At 31.7% G+C, this 14,386-nt stretch carries 13 protein-coding genes and 1 pseudogene; 8 read left to right on the top strand and 6 right to left on the bottom strand.

Features of this window, described 5'->3' with window-relative positions:
• Positions 1-39 precede the first annotated feature (39 nt).
• The 3 genes from OZP07_RS14490 to OZP07_RS14480 form a co-directional block, all read right to left on the bottom strand.
• Complete coding sequence (locus OZP07_RS14490) at positions 40-465, bottom strand: hypothetical protein (protein WP_281635646.1); 426 nt, start codon at positions 463-465, stop codon at positions 40-42.
• Positions 466-585: 120 nt separating this feature from the next.
• Positions 586-1,128, bottom strand: a complete 543-nt coding sequence (locus OZP07_RS14485) for an RNA polymerase sigma factor (protein WP_281635645.1) — start codon at positions 1,126-1,128, stop codon at positions 586-588.
• A 64-nt stretch (positions 1,129-1,192) separates the two neighbouring features.
• Positions 1,193-2,305: an SRPBCC family protein gene (locus tag OZP07_RS14480; RefSeq protein WP_281635644.1), complete on the bottom strand. Its 1,113-nt coding sequence runs from the start codon at positions 2,303-2,305 to the stop codon at positions 1,193-1,195.
• Positions 2,306-2,605: 300 nt separating this feature from the next.
• On the opposite strand from OZP07_RS14480, the gene OZP07_RS14475 reads away from it, so the two are divergent.
• Positions 2,606-4,642, top strand: a complete 2,037-nt coding sequence (locus OZP07_RS14475; RefSeq protein ID WP_194639178.1) for a dipeptidyl-peptidase 3 family protein — start codon at positions 2,606-2,608, stop codon at positions 4,640-4,642.
• Positions 4,643-5,011: 369 nt separating this feature from the next.
• Positions 5,012-5,395 (top strand): pyrophosphohydrolase domain-containing protein, encoded by a 384-nt coding sequence (locus tag OZP07_RS14465; protein WP_115809471.1) that lies wholly within the window; start codon positions 5,012-5,014, stop codon positions 5,393-5,395.
• A 141-nt stretch (positions 5,396-5,536) separates the two neighbouring features.
• Here OZP07_RS14465 and OZP07_RS14460 read toward each other — a convergent pair whose 3' ends face one another.
• Positions 5,537-6,604 carry a branched-chain amino acid aminotransferase gene (locus tag OZP07_RS14460; RefSeq protein ID WP_194639176.1) on the bottom strand — a complete coding sequence of 356 codons (1,068 nt, stop codon included), beginning with the start codon at positions 6,602-6,604 and terminating at the stop codon, positions 5,537-5,539.
• A gap of 308 nt (positions 6,605-6,912) precedes the next feature.
• Between OZP07_RS14460 and mnmC2 the strand changes: the two genes are divergently transcribed.
• Both mnmC2 and OZP07_RS14450 read left to right on the top strand, forming a co-directional pair.
• Complete coding sequence (gene mnmC2 / locus OZP07_RS14455) at positions 6,913-7,572, top strand: tRNA (5-methylaminomethyl-2-thiouridine)(34)-methyltransferase MnmC2 (protein ID WP_281635643.1); 660 nt, start codon at positions 6,913-6,915, stop codon at positions 7,570-7,572.
• A 151-nt stretch (positions 7,573-7,723) separates the two neighbouring features.
• Positions 7,724-7,921, top strand: a complete 198-nt coding sequence (locus OZP07_RS14450; protein ID WP_194639173.1) for a hypothetical protein — start codon at positions 7,724-7,726, stop codon at positions 7,919-7,921.
• A gap of 392 nt (positions 7,922-8,313) precedes the next feature.
• On the opposite strand, the gene OZP07_RS14445 is transcribed toward OZP07_RS14450, so the two are convergent.
• On the bottom strand, positions 8,314-9,255 hold the full coding sequence (locus OZP07_RS14445) for a LysR substrate-binding domain-containing protein (RefSeq protein WP_281635642.1): 942 nt from the start codon (positions 9,253-9,255) through the stop codon (positions 8,314-8,316).
• Between the two features lie 140 nt (positions 9,256-9,395).
• On the opposite strand from OZP07_RS14445, the gene OZP07_RS14440 reads away from it, so the two are divergent.
• The 4 genes and pseudogenes from OZP07_RS14440 (at position 9,396) to can (ending at position 12,987) form a co-directional block, all read left to right on the top strand.
• A complete protein-coding gene (locus OZP07_RS14440; RefSeq protein WP_281635641.1) occupies positions 9,396-9,875 on the top strand; it encodes a Dps family protein in 480 nt (159 codons plus the stop codon).
• A gap of 129 nt (positions 9,876-10,004) precedes the next feature.
• Positions 10,005-10,295 (top strand): hypothetical protein, encoded by a 291-nt coding sequence (locus tag OZP07_RS14435; protein WP_194639170.1) that lies wholly within the window; start codon positions 10,005-10,007, stop codon positions 10,293-10,295.
• 320 nt (positions 10,296-10,615) lie between these two features.
• Positions 10,616-12,266 (top strand): annotated as a pseudogene (locus tag OZP07_RS14430) (SulP family inorganic anion transporter).
• A gap of 79 nt (positions 12,267-12,345) precedes the next feature.
• Entirely contained in the window at positions 12,346-12,987 is a 642-nt protein-coding gene (gene can / locus OZP07_RS14425; protein ID WP_194639168.1) for a carbonate dehydratase, read from the top strand.
• 61 nt (positions 12,988-13,048) lie between these two features.
• On the opposite strand, the gene OZP07_RS14420 is transcribed toward can, so the two are convergent.
• Entirely contained in the window at positions 13,049-14,251 is a 1,203-nt protein-coding gene (locus OZP07_RS14420) for an LETM1-related biofilm-associated protein (protein ID WP_194639167.1), read from the bottom strand.
• Positions 14,252-14,386 lie beyond the last annotated feature (135 nt).

Raw genomic sequence — 14,386 nt, 5'->3', positions numbered from 1 at the left:
TCTGTGTTTTGAGTGTATTTATTTTGAAGAGTATTAAGTTTAATTTTCAATTACAAGATTTTCAATGTTAGGGTTTGATGCCAGCATATCTTCTAATGTTTGAGTTTCGATTTCTTTTGTATCAAGGATAATATTGCTTTCAGGTTCAATTTCGCTTATTATTTCGTCCTGATTTATATGTCCTTCTTCAGTTAAATAGTTTTCAATAGTTGCAGCGTCAAGATCTTTGCTTTTTGAGTACGATTGGTATGCTATTGGAATCATTAAGGCAATTGCAAAAACTGCTGCAACCGCAAAAAGAACTGTTTTTCTTCTCCTAAAAATAGATATAACTTTTGTTTCCTGAGCAATTGGTTCATTAGCTAATTTCTCAATTAACACTGCTTGGAAATTTTCAAAGTAGTTATCAGGGGTTTTAAAACCTGATTCTATTTTTGCTGAGTTATCTAATTTAAATGGTGTCATGTTGTAATATTTTTAATGAAATTTATGGATAAGTGATAACATTTTTTGTGTTTTGGGGCTATCAAATATTTATTTTTGTCATTTCATAATGGGTATTGGACTTGTTTTTTTAACAAAGGTTTAATTGGTTGTTACAAAAGTTTCTATTTTTTTTACGGCATGATGATAGGATGCTTTTAATGCGCCTACCGATGTTCCTAATATTTCTGATATTTCTTCATATTTTAAATCTTCAAAATATTTCATTTTAAAAACTAACTGCTGTTTTTCCGGTAATTCGGCAATTGCTTTCTGCAATTTTATCTGGATTTCATTTCCGTCAAAATAAATATCAGCTTTCAAATTGTCAATTGCTTTATTTTGTAATTCAGCAGATGATATCCCGCTTTTTTTTGCTTTTTGACTCAAAAAAGTCAAAGCTTCATTGGTAGCAATGCGGTACATCCAGGTAAAAAGCTTGCTTTCGCCTTTAAAGTTTTTTAAATTCTGAAATACTTTTACAAAAGTGTTCTGCAGAACATCATCAGCATCATCATGATTTAAAACAATGTTTCGGACATGATTATACAATGGTTTTTGATAATCCTGCATGAGTTTTTGAAACGCTAGATTCTGCGTCTGCGGATTCAATAGACTAAAAATAAATTCCTTTTCGTCCTGCAATTTGTTTTGTTTTAAACTTTGATGCGAATAAACAGAAAAGGTTTAATCTGAATTTAAATTTATTTTAAAAATCAAATTCGCTGTCCTGTTTTTTTGTTTTATGCTGAGGAACCAGACTGTCGTTCACTGCTTTTTTGTATACTACAGGCGGTGCTGTATTTTTTGGCGTTATTGGAAAATAAATTTCTGTCAGCCATTTTGATGGGCTTAAGTTTTCATTTTTGCCTTTAGTGAAAATTTCTAAATGTGAAAAAGTACTGCCAATTTGGATTTGTTTTGCTGTAGTATATGCTGTCGTCTCGGCTAATGCTTTGTTTTTATAAGTGTAATTTCCCGTTAGACTAGTTTTTAATGCTTCAAAAGCAACTAATTTCCCAGAAAGTATATCACTTCCGTCACTAGTGAAAATTTGTTCTTTAATCGGAATACAAAATGAAACTTTAGCCAAATCTTTGATAGTATCGTAAGTTTTGTAAATGATAAAAGGTTTTCCGTTTTGGTCAATGTTATTTTGTGTGCAGAAAGCAATGATTTTTGGAAAAACAGCATTGGCGTTTTTAGTGATATCAGAAATTTTACTGGTGAATGACTGTCTTAAGTAGTATGTTTCTAGTTTTTTTACAATTCCGTTTATTTTTATGCTAAATGCAGAATTTTCAAAATCAAGGGTTTTGTCAAGATTTGCTAAACTTTTATTATAGACTTTGGATAAAGTGTTTTTTGTGCCAAGGTTAAAAAAGGAACTCACTTTCAGCATAAAATCCATTTTTCCTACTGATTTCCAAGTTACTTTTGTGCCGCCTACAGTGTCTTTGAAACTCCAATATACATCTGAAGAAGTTTCGTCAAACTCCATTTTCTGAACAATGCTGTCATTGCCTTTGGTGTATAAAGTTTCGATGTTACCTGTATTATTAGATCTTTCCCAAGTAAATGTACTTCCTCTGCCAATTGTGGTTGGAGAAAAAGACGGTTTGATTGATGGATCTTCGGAAATCCAAGAACTAAATTTAGGCCAGTTTTTATAATCATTAACATAGTTAAAAACGCTGGCCTTTGGAGAATTGATTACTTTACTGCTTTCTACTGTAAAATTTCCTTTTTGCGTTGCAATATATATTGTAAGCGCAACAAGGCTTAATAGAAATAAAAGAAAAAGATATTTGATAATTCTCATAATAGGTTTAGTGTTTTTGCTGCTGTAAAGTTAGAAATTAAATTAATTATACTACAACATCAATTCATAAAATGTTAACGTGATTAAGAGGTCATTATCGTTTATTGTGTAGAAAATACCATTATAATTATTTAAAACGTCAAATAGTTTTGTGATAGTATGCGTGGAGAAATATTCGGATCGTTAGAAGTTGAGAAATGTGTAAATTAATAATTATTAAGTGCTTTGTTTTTATTGTTTGTTTAAAGAATATGTATATTTGTTATGTATTTATTTGTTTAACATCTAAAAAAAATAAAAATGAAATTAGTTAAAACTATAGGTCTTTTCATGGCTTTTACGGTTTCAGTTATCGGCACTGCGCAAAATGATAAAAAAGCACCAGCAAAATCAGATGAAAATGTGCCTTTCGACTTTTTCGTAGAACAGTTCTCTGATATAAAAGTTTTGAGATATCAAATTCCTGGTTGGGAAAACCTTAGCTTGAAAGAACAGGAGTTAGTTTATTATCTAACGCAGGCAGGAAATTCAGGACGGGATATAATGTGGGATCAGCATTATAAATACAATTTGAAAATACGAAAAGCATTAGAAAATATTTACCAAAATTACAAAGGAGACAAAAGTACTGCTGATTGGAAGAATTTTGAAATTTATCTGAAAAGAGTCTGGTTCTCTAACGGGATTCATCATCATTATTCCAATGATAAAATTAAACCGGATTTTTCTATAAATTATTTTAATACTTTGTTAGCAGCTACAAAAACGGAATTATCTCCTGAAATCACTGCCATTTTATTCAATGATGCTGATTCCAAAAAAGTAAATCTTGATGCTTCAAAAGGATTGCTTGAAGGTTCTGCAATTAATTTCTATGATAAAGGAATTACTCAGAAAGAAGTTGAAGCATTTTATGCTAATAAAAAGAGTCCAGATCCTAAAAAGCCGTATTCTTTTGGTTTGAATTCTAAATTGGTCCGCAATTATAATGGTCAATTGGAAGAAAAAGTCTGGAAAAGCGGCGGTATGTATGGAGCAGCGATTGATAAAATTATTTATTGGCTTGAAAAAGCACAAAAAGCAGCCGAGAATAAAAAACAGGGCGATGCCATTGGTCTTTTGATTAAATATTATAAAACTGGAGATCTCAAAACTTGGGATGATTACAATATTGCTTGGTTAAGTGCTACAGAAGGTAATATTGATTACATCAACAGTTTTATAGAAGTGTATAATGATCCTTTAGGGTACAGAGGTTCTTATGAGGGCATAGTTCAGATTAAGGATTTTGACATGTCCAAAAAAATGGAAGTAGTGTCAAGCAATGCCCAGTGGTTTGAGGATAATTCTCCATTGGCACCAGAACATAAAAAGAAAAAGGTAGTAGGTGTTTCGTATAAAACGGTTATTGTTGCTGGAGAATCAGGAGATTCATCACCAAGCACTCCAATTGGGGTGAATTTACCAAATGCAGATTGGATTCGTGCAGAACATGGTTCTAAATCGGTTTCACTTGGAAATATTATTGACGCTTATTCTAAAGCAGGAGGAAAGGGAAGATTGCAAGAGTTTGCTAATGATGCTGAAGAAATTAGACTGGCTGAAAAATATGGTGAATTGGGAAGTAAACTGCATACTTCTCTGCATGAAGTAGTAGGTCATGCATCAGGACAAATCAATCCGGGTGTTGGAACTCCAAAAGAAACCTTAAAAAATTATTCTTCGACACTAGAAGAAGGAAGGGCTGATTTAGTGGGATTATATTATTTATACAGTCCAAAAATTCAGGAAATTGGATTGACAGACAATTGGAAAGAATTAGGTATGCAGTGTTATGACAGCTATATCCGTAATGGATTAATGACACAGTTAGTTCGTTTGGAATTAGGTGCTAATATTGAGGAAGCTCACATGAGGAACCGTCAGTGGGTAAGTGCCTGGGTTTTTGAAAAAGGCAAAAATGATAATGTTATCGAAAAAATTACCCGAGATGGTAAAACCTATTTCAATATTACCGATTACGAAAAATTACACGATTTATTTGGGCAGTTGTTGAAAGAAGTACAGCGAATTAAATCTGAAGGTGATTTTGAAGCTGGAAAAGCATTGGTAGAAACATACGGAGTAAAAGTGGATCAAAAACTGCATGCCGAAATTTTAGAACGCAATAAACAGTTCCCGGATGCTCCTTACAGCGGTTTTGTGAATCCTGTTTTGGTTCCAAAATTAAATGCTAAAGGACAAATCATCTCGATAGGAATAGAACAGCCAAAAACATTTGCAGAACAAATGCTGCAGTATTCTAAAAAATATGGTTTTCTGCCGTTAGAAAACTAGTATTTAAGTTTCTAAGATTCTGAGTTTGCTGCTGCTTTAAGTCTTCAATGTTTGAAAAAACTTAGAAGCTTAGTGTCTTAGCAAACTTAGAATCTTTTTTTAATGCTTAAAGTAAATTTTGATAACAAATAGGAGTCCGATAAATGCCAGGAAACCAATTAGGATTTTATAATTTCCTTTGTAAAAAACTTTATGTAAGCTGGCGTCTTTTCGATAAGCAAATACCATTGTTATAACAAATGCGATAAAAAAACAGAGTGCAAATAGTAATTGACCTTTACTGAACATGTTGAAAATTTTCTGCAAATTTAGTCAATAGTTTAGAAATAGTTGTTAATTTTCCATTTCAAATCAATAACAAGTCAAAGGATGCAAAAACAAATCAACGCTGTAAAGGAATTTCACACAGCATTTAGAATTGGACACAGCGAAACGCCGATTGCCAGTCTGGGCGAGGTTAAAAATATACTCCGCTATAATTTAATGAAAGAGGAAAACGAAGAATATCTGGAGGCAGTTCAAAATAATGACTTGGTAGAAATTGCCGATGCTCTCGGGGACATGATGTATATCCTTTGCGGAACTATTATCGAACACGGGCTGCAACATAAAATTGAAGAAGTATTTGATGAAATTCAGCGTTCTAATATGAGTAAATTAGGTGAAGATGGAAATCCTATTTACCGTGAAGACGGAAAAGTAATGAAAGGCCCTAATTATTTTAAACCAGATTTTTCTAAATTACTTTTATAAAGTTTCTGAGCTTCTAAGTTTCTTAGGATCTAAGTTTTAAAATTTTAAAAAAAATAAGGTTTAAAGTTGCTGTTTAGTGCAACTTTAAACCTTAAACTAAAAAAAACTTTAAACTTAGCAACTAGTTACTCAGTAGCTTTTCTATACTTTAACAGTCCAGCCAAAAGTATCTTCAGTTAATTTGTTTTGAAGGCTTGTTAATTTTTCTTTTAATAGACCAGCAAAAGAGTTTTCGATTTTAGGCAGTTCATAATAAACTTCTTTATATGAATAGCCTGCAATTGGGTTTACTACTGCAGCAGTACCAGCTCCAAAAATTTCTTTTAAAGTTCCTTTTTGAGAAGCTTCAACCAGTTCAGAAACTAATACAGGACGAACCTCTACATTAATTCCTTCTTTTTTGGCCATATCAATAAGACTTTTTCTAGTGATACCATCCAAGATTCTTTCACTTACAGGAGCAGTCAGTAAAGTGTCATTTATTCTAAAGAACACATTCATTGTGCCTGCTTCTTCTAGTTTAGTATGAGTCGCGTCGTCAGTCCATATTACCTGCTGGAATCCTTCTTTGTTTGCTAAACTAGTTGGGTAGAATTGACCGGCATAATTACCGGCAGCTTTTGCAGCACCAATACCTCCGTTTGCAGCCCTGCTGAAATGCTCAGCGATTAATACTTTTACTTCTCCGGAATAATATGCTTTTGCAGGAGATAATAATATCATGAATTTATAATCTTCAGACGGGTTAGCGACAACTCCGGCTCCAGTAGCAATCATAAATGGTCTGATGTACATAGTGCTTCCGTTTCCGTTTTTTACCCAAGCTTCATCTAATTTTAATAATTGTTTTAAACCTTCAATGAAGACAAATTCAGGTACTTCCGGCATAGCCATACGTACTGCAGAAGAATTAAAACGTTTGTAATTTTCATCTGGTCTAAAAAGCCAGATATCATTGTTGTCATCTTTGTAAGCTTTCATACCTTCAAAAATGGCTTGGCCATAATGAAACACTTTTGCAGACGGATCAAGTAAAAGCGGTGCATAAGGCTTAATGACAGGCTGCTGCCATTCTCCATTAATGTAATCGCATTCTAATAAATGATCTGTAAATACAGCTCCAAAGCTTAAATGATCAAAATCAACATCATTTATTTTTGTAGTAGCAGCTTTTATTGTTTCAATTTTGTTAGTTTGAGTGGTACTCATAATTATTGCTTATATATTAAAAAAAGGATTGTTTAGCTAATAAATGGTCTGCAGTAGAGAAAGTTTTCTGCATCCTTTTATTGGTGATTGCAAAATTAAATAAAAATCAGATAAATAGTTGTCAAAAAAGCATTAATTATGGTCTTTAACTGTGATTTATTTATTGTATAATTTTATTTAAAAAAAGGTGTTAAATTCTGCTGAATATATAAAAAATACCGTTTTTAGATAACGATAAGAAATTCTTTTATTTAATTTTGAAAGCAATATAGCGGTCTGAAATGCTATGCTAACTCAAAAACAATACTTTGGAAAGAGAAATTATCCGTACCTCCGATGGTTCTACAACAATTCATATAAAAGATTGGGATGAATGTTATCATTCTAAGCATGGAGCAATACAGGAAGCTAAACATGTATTTATCAAAAATGGACTGGCTTTGTTTCCAGATCAGAAAGTCACCATTTTGGAAATTGGTTTTGGAACCGGACTGAATGCCTTCATTACTTTTTTGGAAGCTCAAAAATTAGGGCAGACAATTGATTATACAGGAGCAGAGGCATATCCTATTTCTGATGATGAGTTAAAATCTATGAATTATCCAAAGGAATTGAAAGCTTTGGATAATAAAGAGATTTTTGATAAAATGCATGCAGTAAACTGGGAAGAAAAAAATGATTTGTCTGAAAAATTTTCTTTAACCAAAAGAAAGCAGTTTTTTGAAGACATTAATGATGTTGAAAAATTTGATTTGATTTATTTTGATGCTTTCGGTTATCGTGTGCAGCCCGAATTGTGGAGTGCTGATGTATTTAATAGAATGTTTAAGGCATTAAAAAAAGATTCTGTACTAGTAACTTACGCCGCAAGAGGCGTTATTAAAAGAAATATGATTGAAGCTGGGTTTACTGTCGAAAAGCTTGCCGGCCCTCCAGGGAAAAGAGAAATGTTCAGAGCTAGAAAATGATTTTTTCTGTAGGTCTTATGATTGCTGGGTTCTGTCGCGAAATCGATGTAATTTTATTATTTCTGTGTTAAAATAAGTATTTGTATTTAAAAAAAAATGTATTTTTACATCACGTTAAAATCAAGATATAACCCCAAAATCTTAATTTATTATGTCTAAAATAATGTTTGAATACACAAAGTCTGTGTTAGAAAGAGTAAGTTTTGACCCAGTACTTTTCTGTAAAGAATTAGAAAAAGCGATTCGAACACTGCTCCCTTTTGAGTTGGATCAATTAAGAGAGTGGCTGTTTGACTTCACTGTCGAAAAACCAGAATTAAAACAATGTTTGCTTATTGTAAATTCATAAAAAAAAGAGGAATCATTTAATGGTTCCTTTTTTTGTGGATTTCTCTTTTTTTGTATAATCCCTAACGAAAAGAACAAATAACTTACAATGAAATTGTAAATAATGTTATTTGTCGATTTATTTTGTTTTTTATGGATTATTTTTATTTGAGAGAAAGATTTTTTTCAATAATTTTGTACCTGTTTACTAATTCAATTGTTTAAATCTTTTTGTTAAATCTCAAATTAATTAAGATTATACAAAATGGTTCTCGAAAGAGTGAGCTTTAATCCTAATACTTTTTAAAAGAGTTGAAAAAAGCAATAAAAACATTTATTGCCTTATATAATTTACTGTATTTAAGGCAGGACATTAAAAAAGGAACCAATTCGGTTCCTTTTTTTCGTTTTATCTTATTTTTTAAGTAATGGACTCACAATTTGGACATTTTGAAAAACGATTGCTCCTTTTACAACTCCAGAAATGGTACTTCTTAAAGCGTCAATAATTTGTATTTTTAATTCACTTTTGGGATAAATTAAACTTACTTCACGGGCAGGTTTCGGTTCTTTAAACTGTCTAAGTTTTGATTTGTCTGATTCTTTTAAATCTAATGTATGCAAATAAGGAAGCAATGTTGTTCCTAATCCTTCATCGGCTAGTTTTATTAATGTTTCAAAACTGCCGCTTTCGATTTGGAAAGATTTAAGTCCTGTTTCATTTCTGTTTTTGCATAAGTTCAAAATACCGTCTCTAAAACAGTGACCGTCCTGCAGCAGTAAAATTTCATTGATATTGAGATCGTCTATTTCGATTTCCTCTTTTTTGAATATAGCATTGTTTTCAGGTATATAAGCGACAAATGGTTCAAAGTAAAGAACAATTTCTTTTATTTTTTCATCCTCCAGCGGTGTTGCTGCAATCGCAGCATCCAGATTTCCGTTTTTTAATTTTGTGATAATTTCTTCAGTATTCAGCTCCTCAATAATTAATTTTACCTTTGGATACTTTTTAATGAAATTATTCAAAAACATTGGCAATAGAGTAGGCATAATAGTTGGAATAATTCCTAGCCTGAATTCACCTCCAATGAATCCTTTTTGCTGCTCTACAATATCTTGTATTCTATCGGCTTCATTAACAATGTTTTTAGCTTGGGATACAATTTTTTGGCCAATATCTGTAAGCTGAATTGGTTTTTTTGTTCTGTCAAAAATCTGAATATTCAATTCATCTTCAATTTTTTGAATCTGCATGCTCAATGTCGGCTGTGTTACAAAACATTTTTCGGCAGCTAAAGTGAAATTTTTGTGTTCGGCTACAGCCAACACATATTTAAGTTGTGTGATAGTCATGAAATAGTATATTTTTATGCAAATATAAAAACAATCAATTTAATTTATAGTTGTTTTTTTGATTTATTGCATAATTTTGAATAGATAAACTTAAAATAATGTTTTCAAATATTTTAAGTGAACTGTAATAAATATAAATTATGAAAATAAATGTTTTAGGATTACCTGTAGAGGAATCAGAAGTTATAATTGTAGAATTGAATGTACTCTTGGCAAATTATCAAGTCTATTATCAAAGTTTGAGAGGTTTGCACTGGAATATCAGAGGAAAGCGTTTTTTTGACCTGCATTTGAAATTTGAGGAATTGTACAATGATTCTCAATTAAAAATTGATTTGATAGCCGAAAGAGTTTTAACTTTAGGAGGAAGACCATTACACACTTTTGAAGATTATATAAAATTCAATCAATTGCCGGTTGGGAAGAATATTTCAAATGACGAATCCAGTATACAGCTGATTGTAAATTCACTTTCTTTGTTATTAAAATTAGAAAGAGAGATTTTAAACAAGGCTTCTGATATTAATGATGAAGGAACAAATTCGATGATGAGTGACTTTATTGTTGAGCAGGAAAAAACGATCTGGATGATGAAGGCATGGTTAGAAGAGGGGTTGTAGTCTAAAAAGTTAAAATAGAAGGTCTAAATGTTTTTTTATAACAAATAGACCTTTTATTTAGTGTTAAAATTAGATTAATTTTGTGAAACTAATTTTTTTGTTCAAGTTCGATCAGCTATTTTTGCCCACATGAAATTTTTCGCAAGTATAGTATTATTGTTATTTGTTTTTTTTCTGGCAGCACCTACAATCGTGGTTTGTCTGGAAAATGACAAGGAGAATACTAGCCTTTGCGGAAATTCTAGTAATTCTTCTTTTGAGGAATTAAAACATGATATAAAGTATTATACATTCAATACTTTTTTAGAAGTTCCTTTTTTAACCTTAAAGAAAGGTTCTGCTCTTATCATTTTTGAAAATTTATCGAAGCATGATTTGAACTATGCTTCTATATTTATTCCGCCTCCAAACTTCGTGTAGTTTCCCCTCATTTCAATCATCCTTTTCTCAGTTGCTATTGTGATTTGCAGATTTTAATTTGTAAATAAGTAGTATCTTAGCATGTATATTATTTTCCAATTTTTTGATTGGGATCTAATGATTGTATGCTGATAGGATAAGTATTTAGGTTATGCTAGTCTGCAGATCTGATTAATAGGCTTGTATTATGAGTTATTGATGTAATGAAATGAATATGTCCCCTTTTTTTAGATTCCTTATTTTTTTTTTATAGGATAAGGATCTTCCATTGCAGAATTTGTCTGCAGTGAAATCTATTAATCAATCTTATAATTTTTATTATGTCAAAAAATACAAATCTTTTTACTCATTTTAAATCAGATTTTGCCTCTGGTTTAGTAGTCTTTTTGGTAGCTTTACCCCTTTGTCTGGGAATTGCAATGGCCTCTGGCGCTCCTTTATTTTCAGGAATTATTACAGGAATAGTTGGAGGAATAGTTGTTGGATATTTGAGTCAGTCTCAAATAAGTGTTTCAGGGCGCAGGTTTAACCGCTATAATACTTACAGCAATTACCGATTTGGGTGGTTTTGATATTTTTTTAACAGCAGTTTTTATTGCAGGAATTATTCAATTGGCTTTAGGTTTGCTAAAGGCGGGCAGTATTTCAAATTATTTTCCGACCAATGTTATTGAAGGAATGCTGGCAGGTATTGGGGTTATTATTATTATGAAGCAGTTGCCTCATGCTTTTGGATACGATGCAGATTTTGAAGGAGACCAGTCTTTTGTTCAAACTACAGATAATAATACATTTAGTGCGCTATTTGATCTTTTAAATCACTTGCAGTTAGGAGCTATTTTGATTGCATCAGTTTCAATTGCTATTTTGATAGTGTGGGATAAAGTTCCAGCTTTGAAGAAATTGAAAATTGTGCCGGGAGCATTAGTTGCCGTGGTTATTGGAATATTGCTGAATGAATTTTTTATTTCATCCGGAAGTTCATTGGCTATTGAGAAAGAACATTTAGTTTCACTGCCTGTGCCAACATCGCTGGATGAGTTTAAAGCAATTATTGTAACACCAAGTCTGGCTGGATTTTTAAATCCTAAAGTTTGGGTTGTTGGTCTGACTATAGCTATTGTAGCATCAATCGAGACACTTTTGTGTATTGAAGCAGCAGATAGAATGGATGTTCATAAACGATTTACCAATACTAATGTTGAATTGAGAGCTCAAGGAATTGGGAATATTATTTGTTCACTGATAGGTGGATTGCCATTAACATCAGTTGTTGTTCGTACTTCTGCTAACAATGCAGCGGGAGCCAAATCAAAATTATCTGCCATAATTCATGGTGTTCTATTGTTAGTCTGTGCATTGACAATTCCTTTTATTTTGAATAAAATACCTTTAGCAACGCTTGCTGCGGTTTTGATTCTGGTTGGATATAAATTAGCAAAACCTGCAACATTCAAACACTTTTGGAGCTACGGTAAATATCAGTTTTTACCTTTTATAGCAACTTTTTTAGGAGTTGTATTTATGGATTTGTTAAAAGGTGTTGTTTTGGGAATCGTAATTTGTGTTGTCTTTATATTGAGAGGGAATCTTAAAAGAGCATATAGTTTTAGAAAAAATGAGTATGTTGACGGGGATGTCATTCATATTGATTTAGCCCAAGAAGTTTCTTTTTTGAATAAAGCAGCTATCAAGATGACTTTGGCCAAAATACCGGAAAATAGTGTTGTAGTTATTGATGCTACAGATACAGTTTATATTGCGCATGATATTTTGGATTTAATTCATGAATTTAAAACGACAAGAGCTATAGATGAAAATATTAATGTGAAATTAATTGGATTCAAAAAGGAGTATGCTTTGGAGAATAGCAAAGAATCTCAGAATCATGTGTCCATTGAGCATCATTATGATTTTGTAAAAAGGGAAGTAGTTGAAAAAAAGATTGTCAGTGACAGTTTTCAGCAATAATTTTTGACTTTAATAAATAACGTGAATACATAATTTTTATACATTTTAAACCAAATAAAACTTTTAAAAGAAAAACAAAATGAGTGATTTTTATAAAAAAATATTAGACAATAATAAAAAATGGGTTGAAGAGCAATTAGATTTAGATCCAGATTTTTTTAAAGATTTAGCCAAGGGACAGCAGCCGCCATTATTATGGATAGGATGTTCAGACAGCCGTGTGCCGGCAAATGAAATTATCGGAGCTAAACCAGGTGAAGTTTTTGTTCATAGAAATATCGCCAATATGGTTGTTCATACAGACATGAATATGTTAAGCGTTTTGGATTATTCTGTAAATGTATTAAAAGTCAAACATGTTATTGTCTGCGGACATTACGGATGCGGTGGTGTAAAAGCCGCTATGGGTAATGATTCCATAGGAATTATAGATAACTGGATTCGTCATATAAAAGATGTTTATCGTTTACATGATAAATATTTGGATTCTATTTCGGATGAGACGGAGCGTTTTAATGCTTTTGTAGAAATCAATGTAAAAGAACAAGTGTTTGATTTAGCTAAAACATCGATAGTGCAGGCTGCTTGGAAAAACGGGCAGGATTTATCGCTTCACGGATGGGTTTACGGTTTGAATTCAGGATTTGTAACTGATTTAGGAGTTAACTTTAGTTCAAATGAAGATCTTGATGAGGTTTATCAGCTAAACATCACAAAATAGGCTGCGTTTAAAAACTTTATAAATGCCAAAAAGGCTGTCAAAATTTTGGCAGCCTTTATTATTAATCATCATTCTCTAAATTTTCATTAAATGCCGAAGGCAATAGTGTTGGAATAAACTTAATCAGGAGAGGCAGTAATAAACTTCCTCCTGGAAGTAAAAATATAGTTAGAGAAGGTACTGTTTTGCATATATCCAACAGTTGTTTTTTTACTTTCTTCTTCTCTTTTTCGTCTAAATCTCTGTGGGTCGAATGAGCCAGAAGCAGCATTAATTCCTTGCTTTGAACAATTTCCTTAACCAATCTTGATTTGTTGCGTGAAATCAGTGTAATGACACTTTTTGTAGTCTGATCATAAAAATGTTTTACCGGATTTGAATAATTAAAATAAGGAATTTCTTTTTTGTGTCTGCTTATAAAACTATTGGTTTTGCTAATGCTCAGTGTTACAAAATCATCTTCGATAGATAATGATTGTGCCAATGTATGAAGAAAATAAGACTCATTATTTTCGATAACGCCATCGCTCCATAACGCCATTCCTGCGATGTCGATTAAATATTTTTTTTCCAGTTCGGCAGTAAAATAAGACAAATCCAGTGTTTCTAAAGTGATATGCTCTTTTTTGGAAAATTTGCTGTATCGTATTGAAGCTTCAAATAATTTGATCAATAAATCATCATATTGCGATTTGTTATTCTTTATTTTTAAAGCCAGAATAGCAATGTTTACAATCGTTTCTTCAATTTTTTTGAGGTACTTCTCAGGGATTTGGCCTTTTATCAAATATTGGCGAAAAGCCAAAACATCTATAAATAATAATGCATTGGTTACTAAATGCGAAAAATTTTTATTAATTATATTGTCATTTGTCTGTACACGCTCATCAATTACTTTTTCTAAAGTTAAGGAAGGTGAATTCTTTGGGACAATTTTTTTGAATAAACTAAATCCTTCTGGATGCATTTCTTTGTAAAAAAGATTGGCTTGTTCAATAAAATCGGAAGGTTCTTTCTCTTTATTTGTTAATGAAAAAATACCATACAAAGCATTCAGTAAAGCTACTTTGGAAATTTCTTCTTTAAACCAGTCTTTAGTTTGTATTTCAAAAGAAGTATCAAGCGAAATGATATGACCGTAGATAAAACCTGTATTTCTTAAATTTTTATAAAAGCCGGCCTCAGTTTCAGAGACGTTGTGTTCTGATAACTTTAGTTTTATAAAAAATTTATCTATCCAACCTGATGCCGAAGGGTTAATCATTGTTTTGTTTTGATTATGCAAAACTATGTTTTTTTATGAATCAATACCTAATTCAGAGGGTTATAAAATTGTTTATCTGGTGTTTTTTGTGAAATTGGATATTTGAACCAGACAACAATGTGAATTTAATTTTTC

The organism is Flavobacterium marginilacus (genome assembly GCF_026870155.1).
In the GTDB taxonomy this organism is placed as follows: Bacteria; Bacteroidota; Bacteroidia; order Flavobacteriales; family Flavobacteriaceae; genus Flavobacterium; species Flavobacterium marginilacus.
The sequence above is the reverse complement of the archived record's forward strand: the minus strand, read 5'-3'. Positions and strand labels throughout refer to the sequence as shown.

Excerpts from the sequence above, each read along its gene's own strand:
- OZP07_RS14450 (WP_194639173.1), top strand. The coding sequence starts at position 7,724 with ATGTCTAAAATAATGTTTGAATACACAAAGTCTGTGTTAGAAAGAGTA.
- can (WP_194639168.1), top strand. The coding sequence starts at position 12,346 with ATGAGTGATTTTTATAAAAAAATATTAGACAATAATAAAAAATGGGTT.
- OZP07_RS14420 (WP_194639167.1), bottom strand. The coding sequence starts at position 14,251 with ATGATTAACCCTTCGGCATCAGGTTGGATAGATAAATTTTTTATAAAA.
- OZP07_RS14465 (WP_115809471.1), top strand. The coding sequence starts at position 5,012 with ATGCAAAAACAAATCAACGCTGTAAAGGAATTTCACACAGCATTTAGA.
- OZP07_RS14435 (WP_194639170.1), top strand. The coding sequence starts at position 10,005 with ATGAAATTTTTCGCAAGTATAGTATTATTGTTATTTGTTTTTTTTCTG.
- OZP07_RS14460 (WP_194639176.1), bottom strand. The coding sequence starts at position 6,604 with ATGAGTACCACTCAAACTAACAAAATTGAAACAATAAAAGCTGCTACT.
- OZP07_RS14445 (WP_281635642.1), bottom strand. The coding sequence starts at position 9,255 with ATGACTATCACACAACTTAAATATGTGTTGGCTGTAGCCGAACACAAA.
- OZP07_RS14475 (WP_194639178.1), top strand. The coding sequence starts at position 2,606 with ATGAAATTAGTTAAAACTATAGGTCTTTTCATGGCTTTTACGGTTTCA.
- OZP07_RS14480 (WP_281635644.1), bottom strand. The coding sequence starts at position 2,305 with ATGAGAATTATCAAATATCTTTTTCTTTTATTTCTATTAAGCCTTGTT.
- OZP07_RS14440 (WP_281635641.1), top strand. The coding sequence starts at position 9,396 with ATGAAAATAAATGTTTTAGGATTACCTGTAGAGGAATCAGAAGTTATA.
- OZP07_RS14490 (WP_281635646.1), bottom strand. The coding sequence starts at position 465 with ATGACACCATTTAAATTAGATAACTCAGCAAAAATAGAATCAGGTTTT.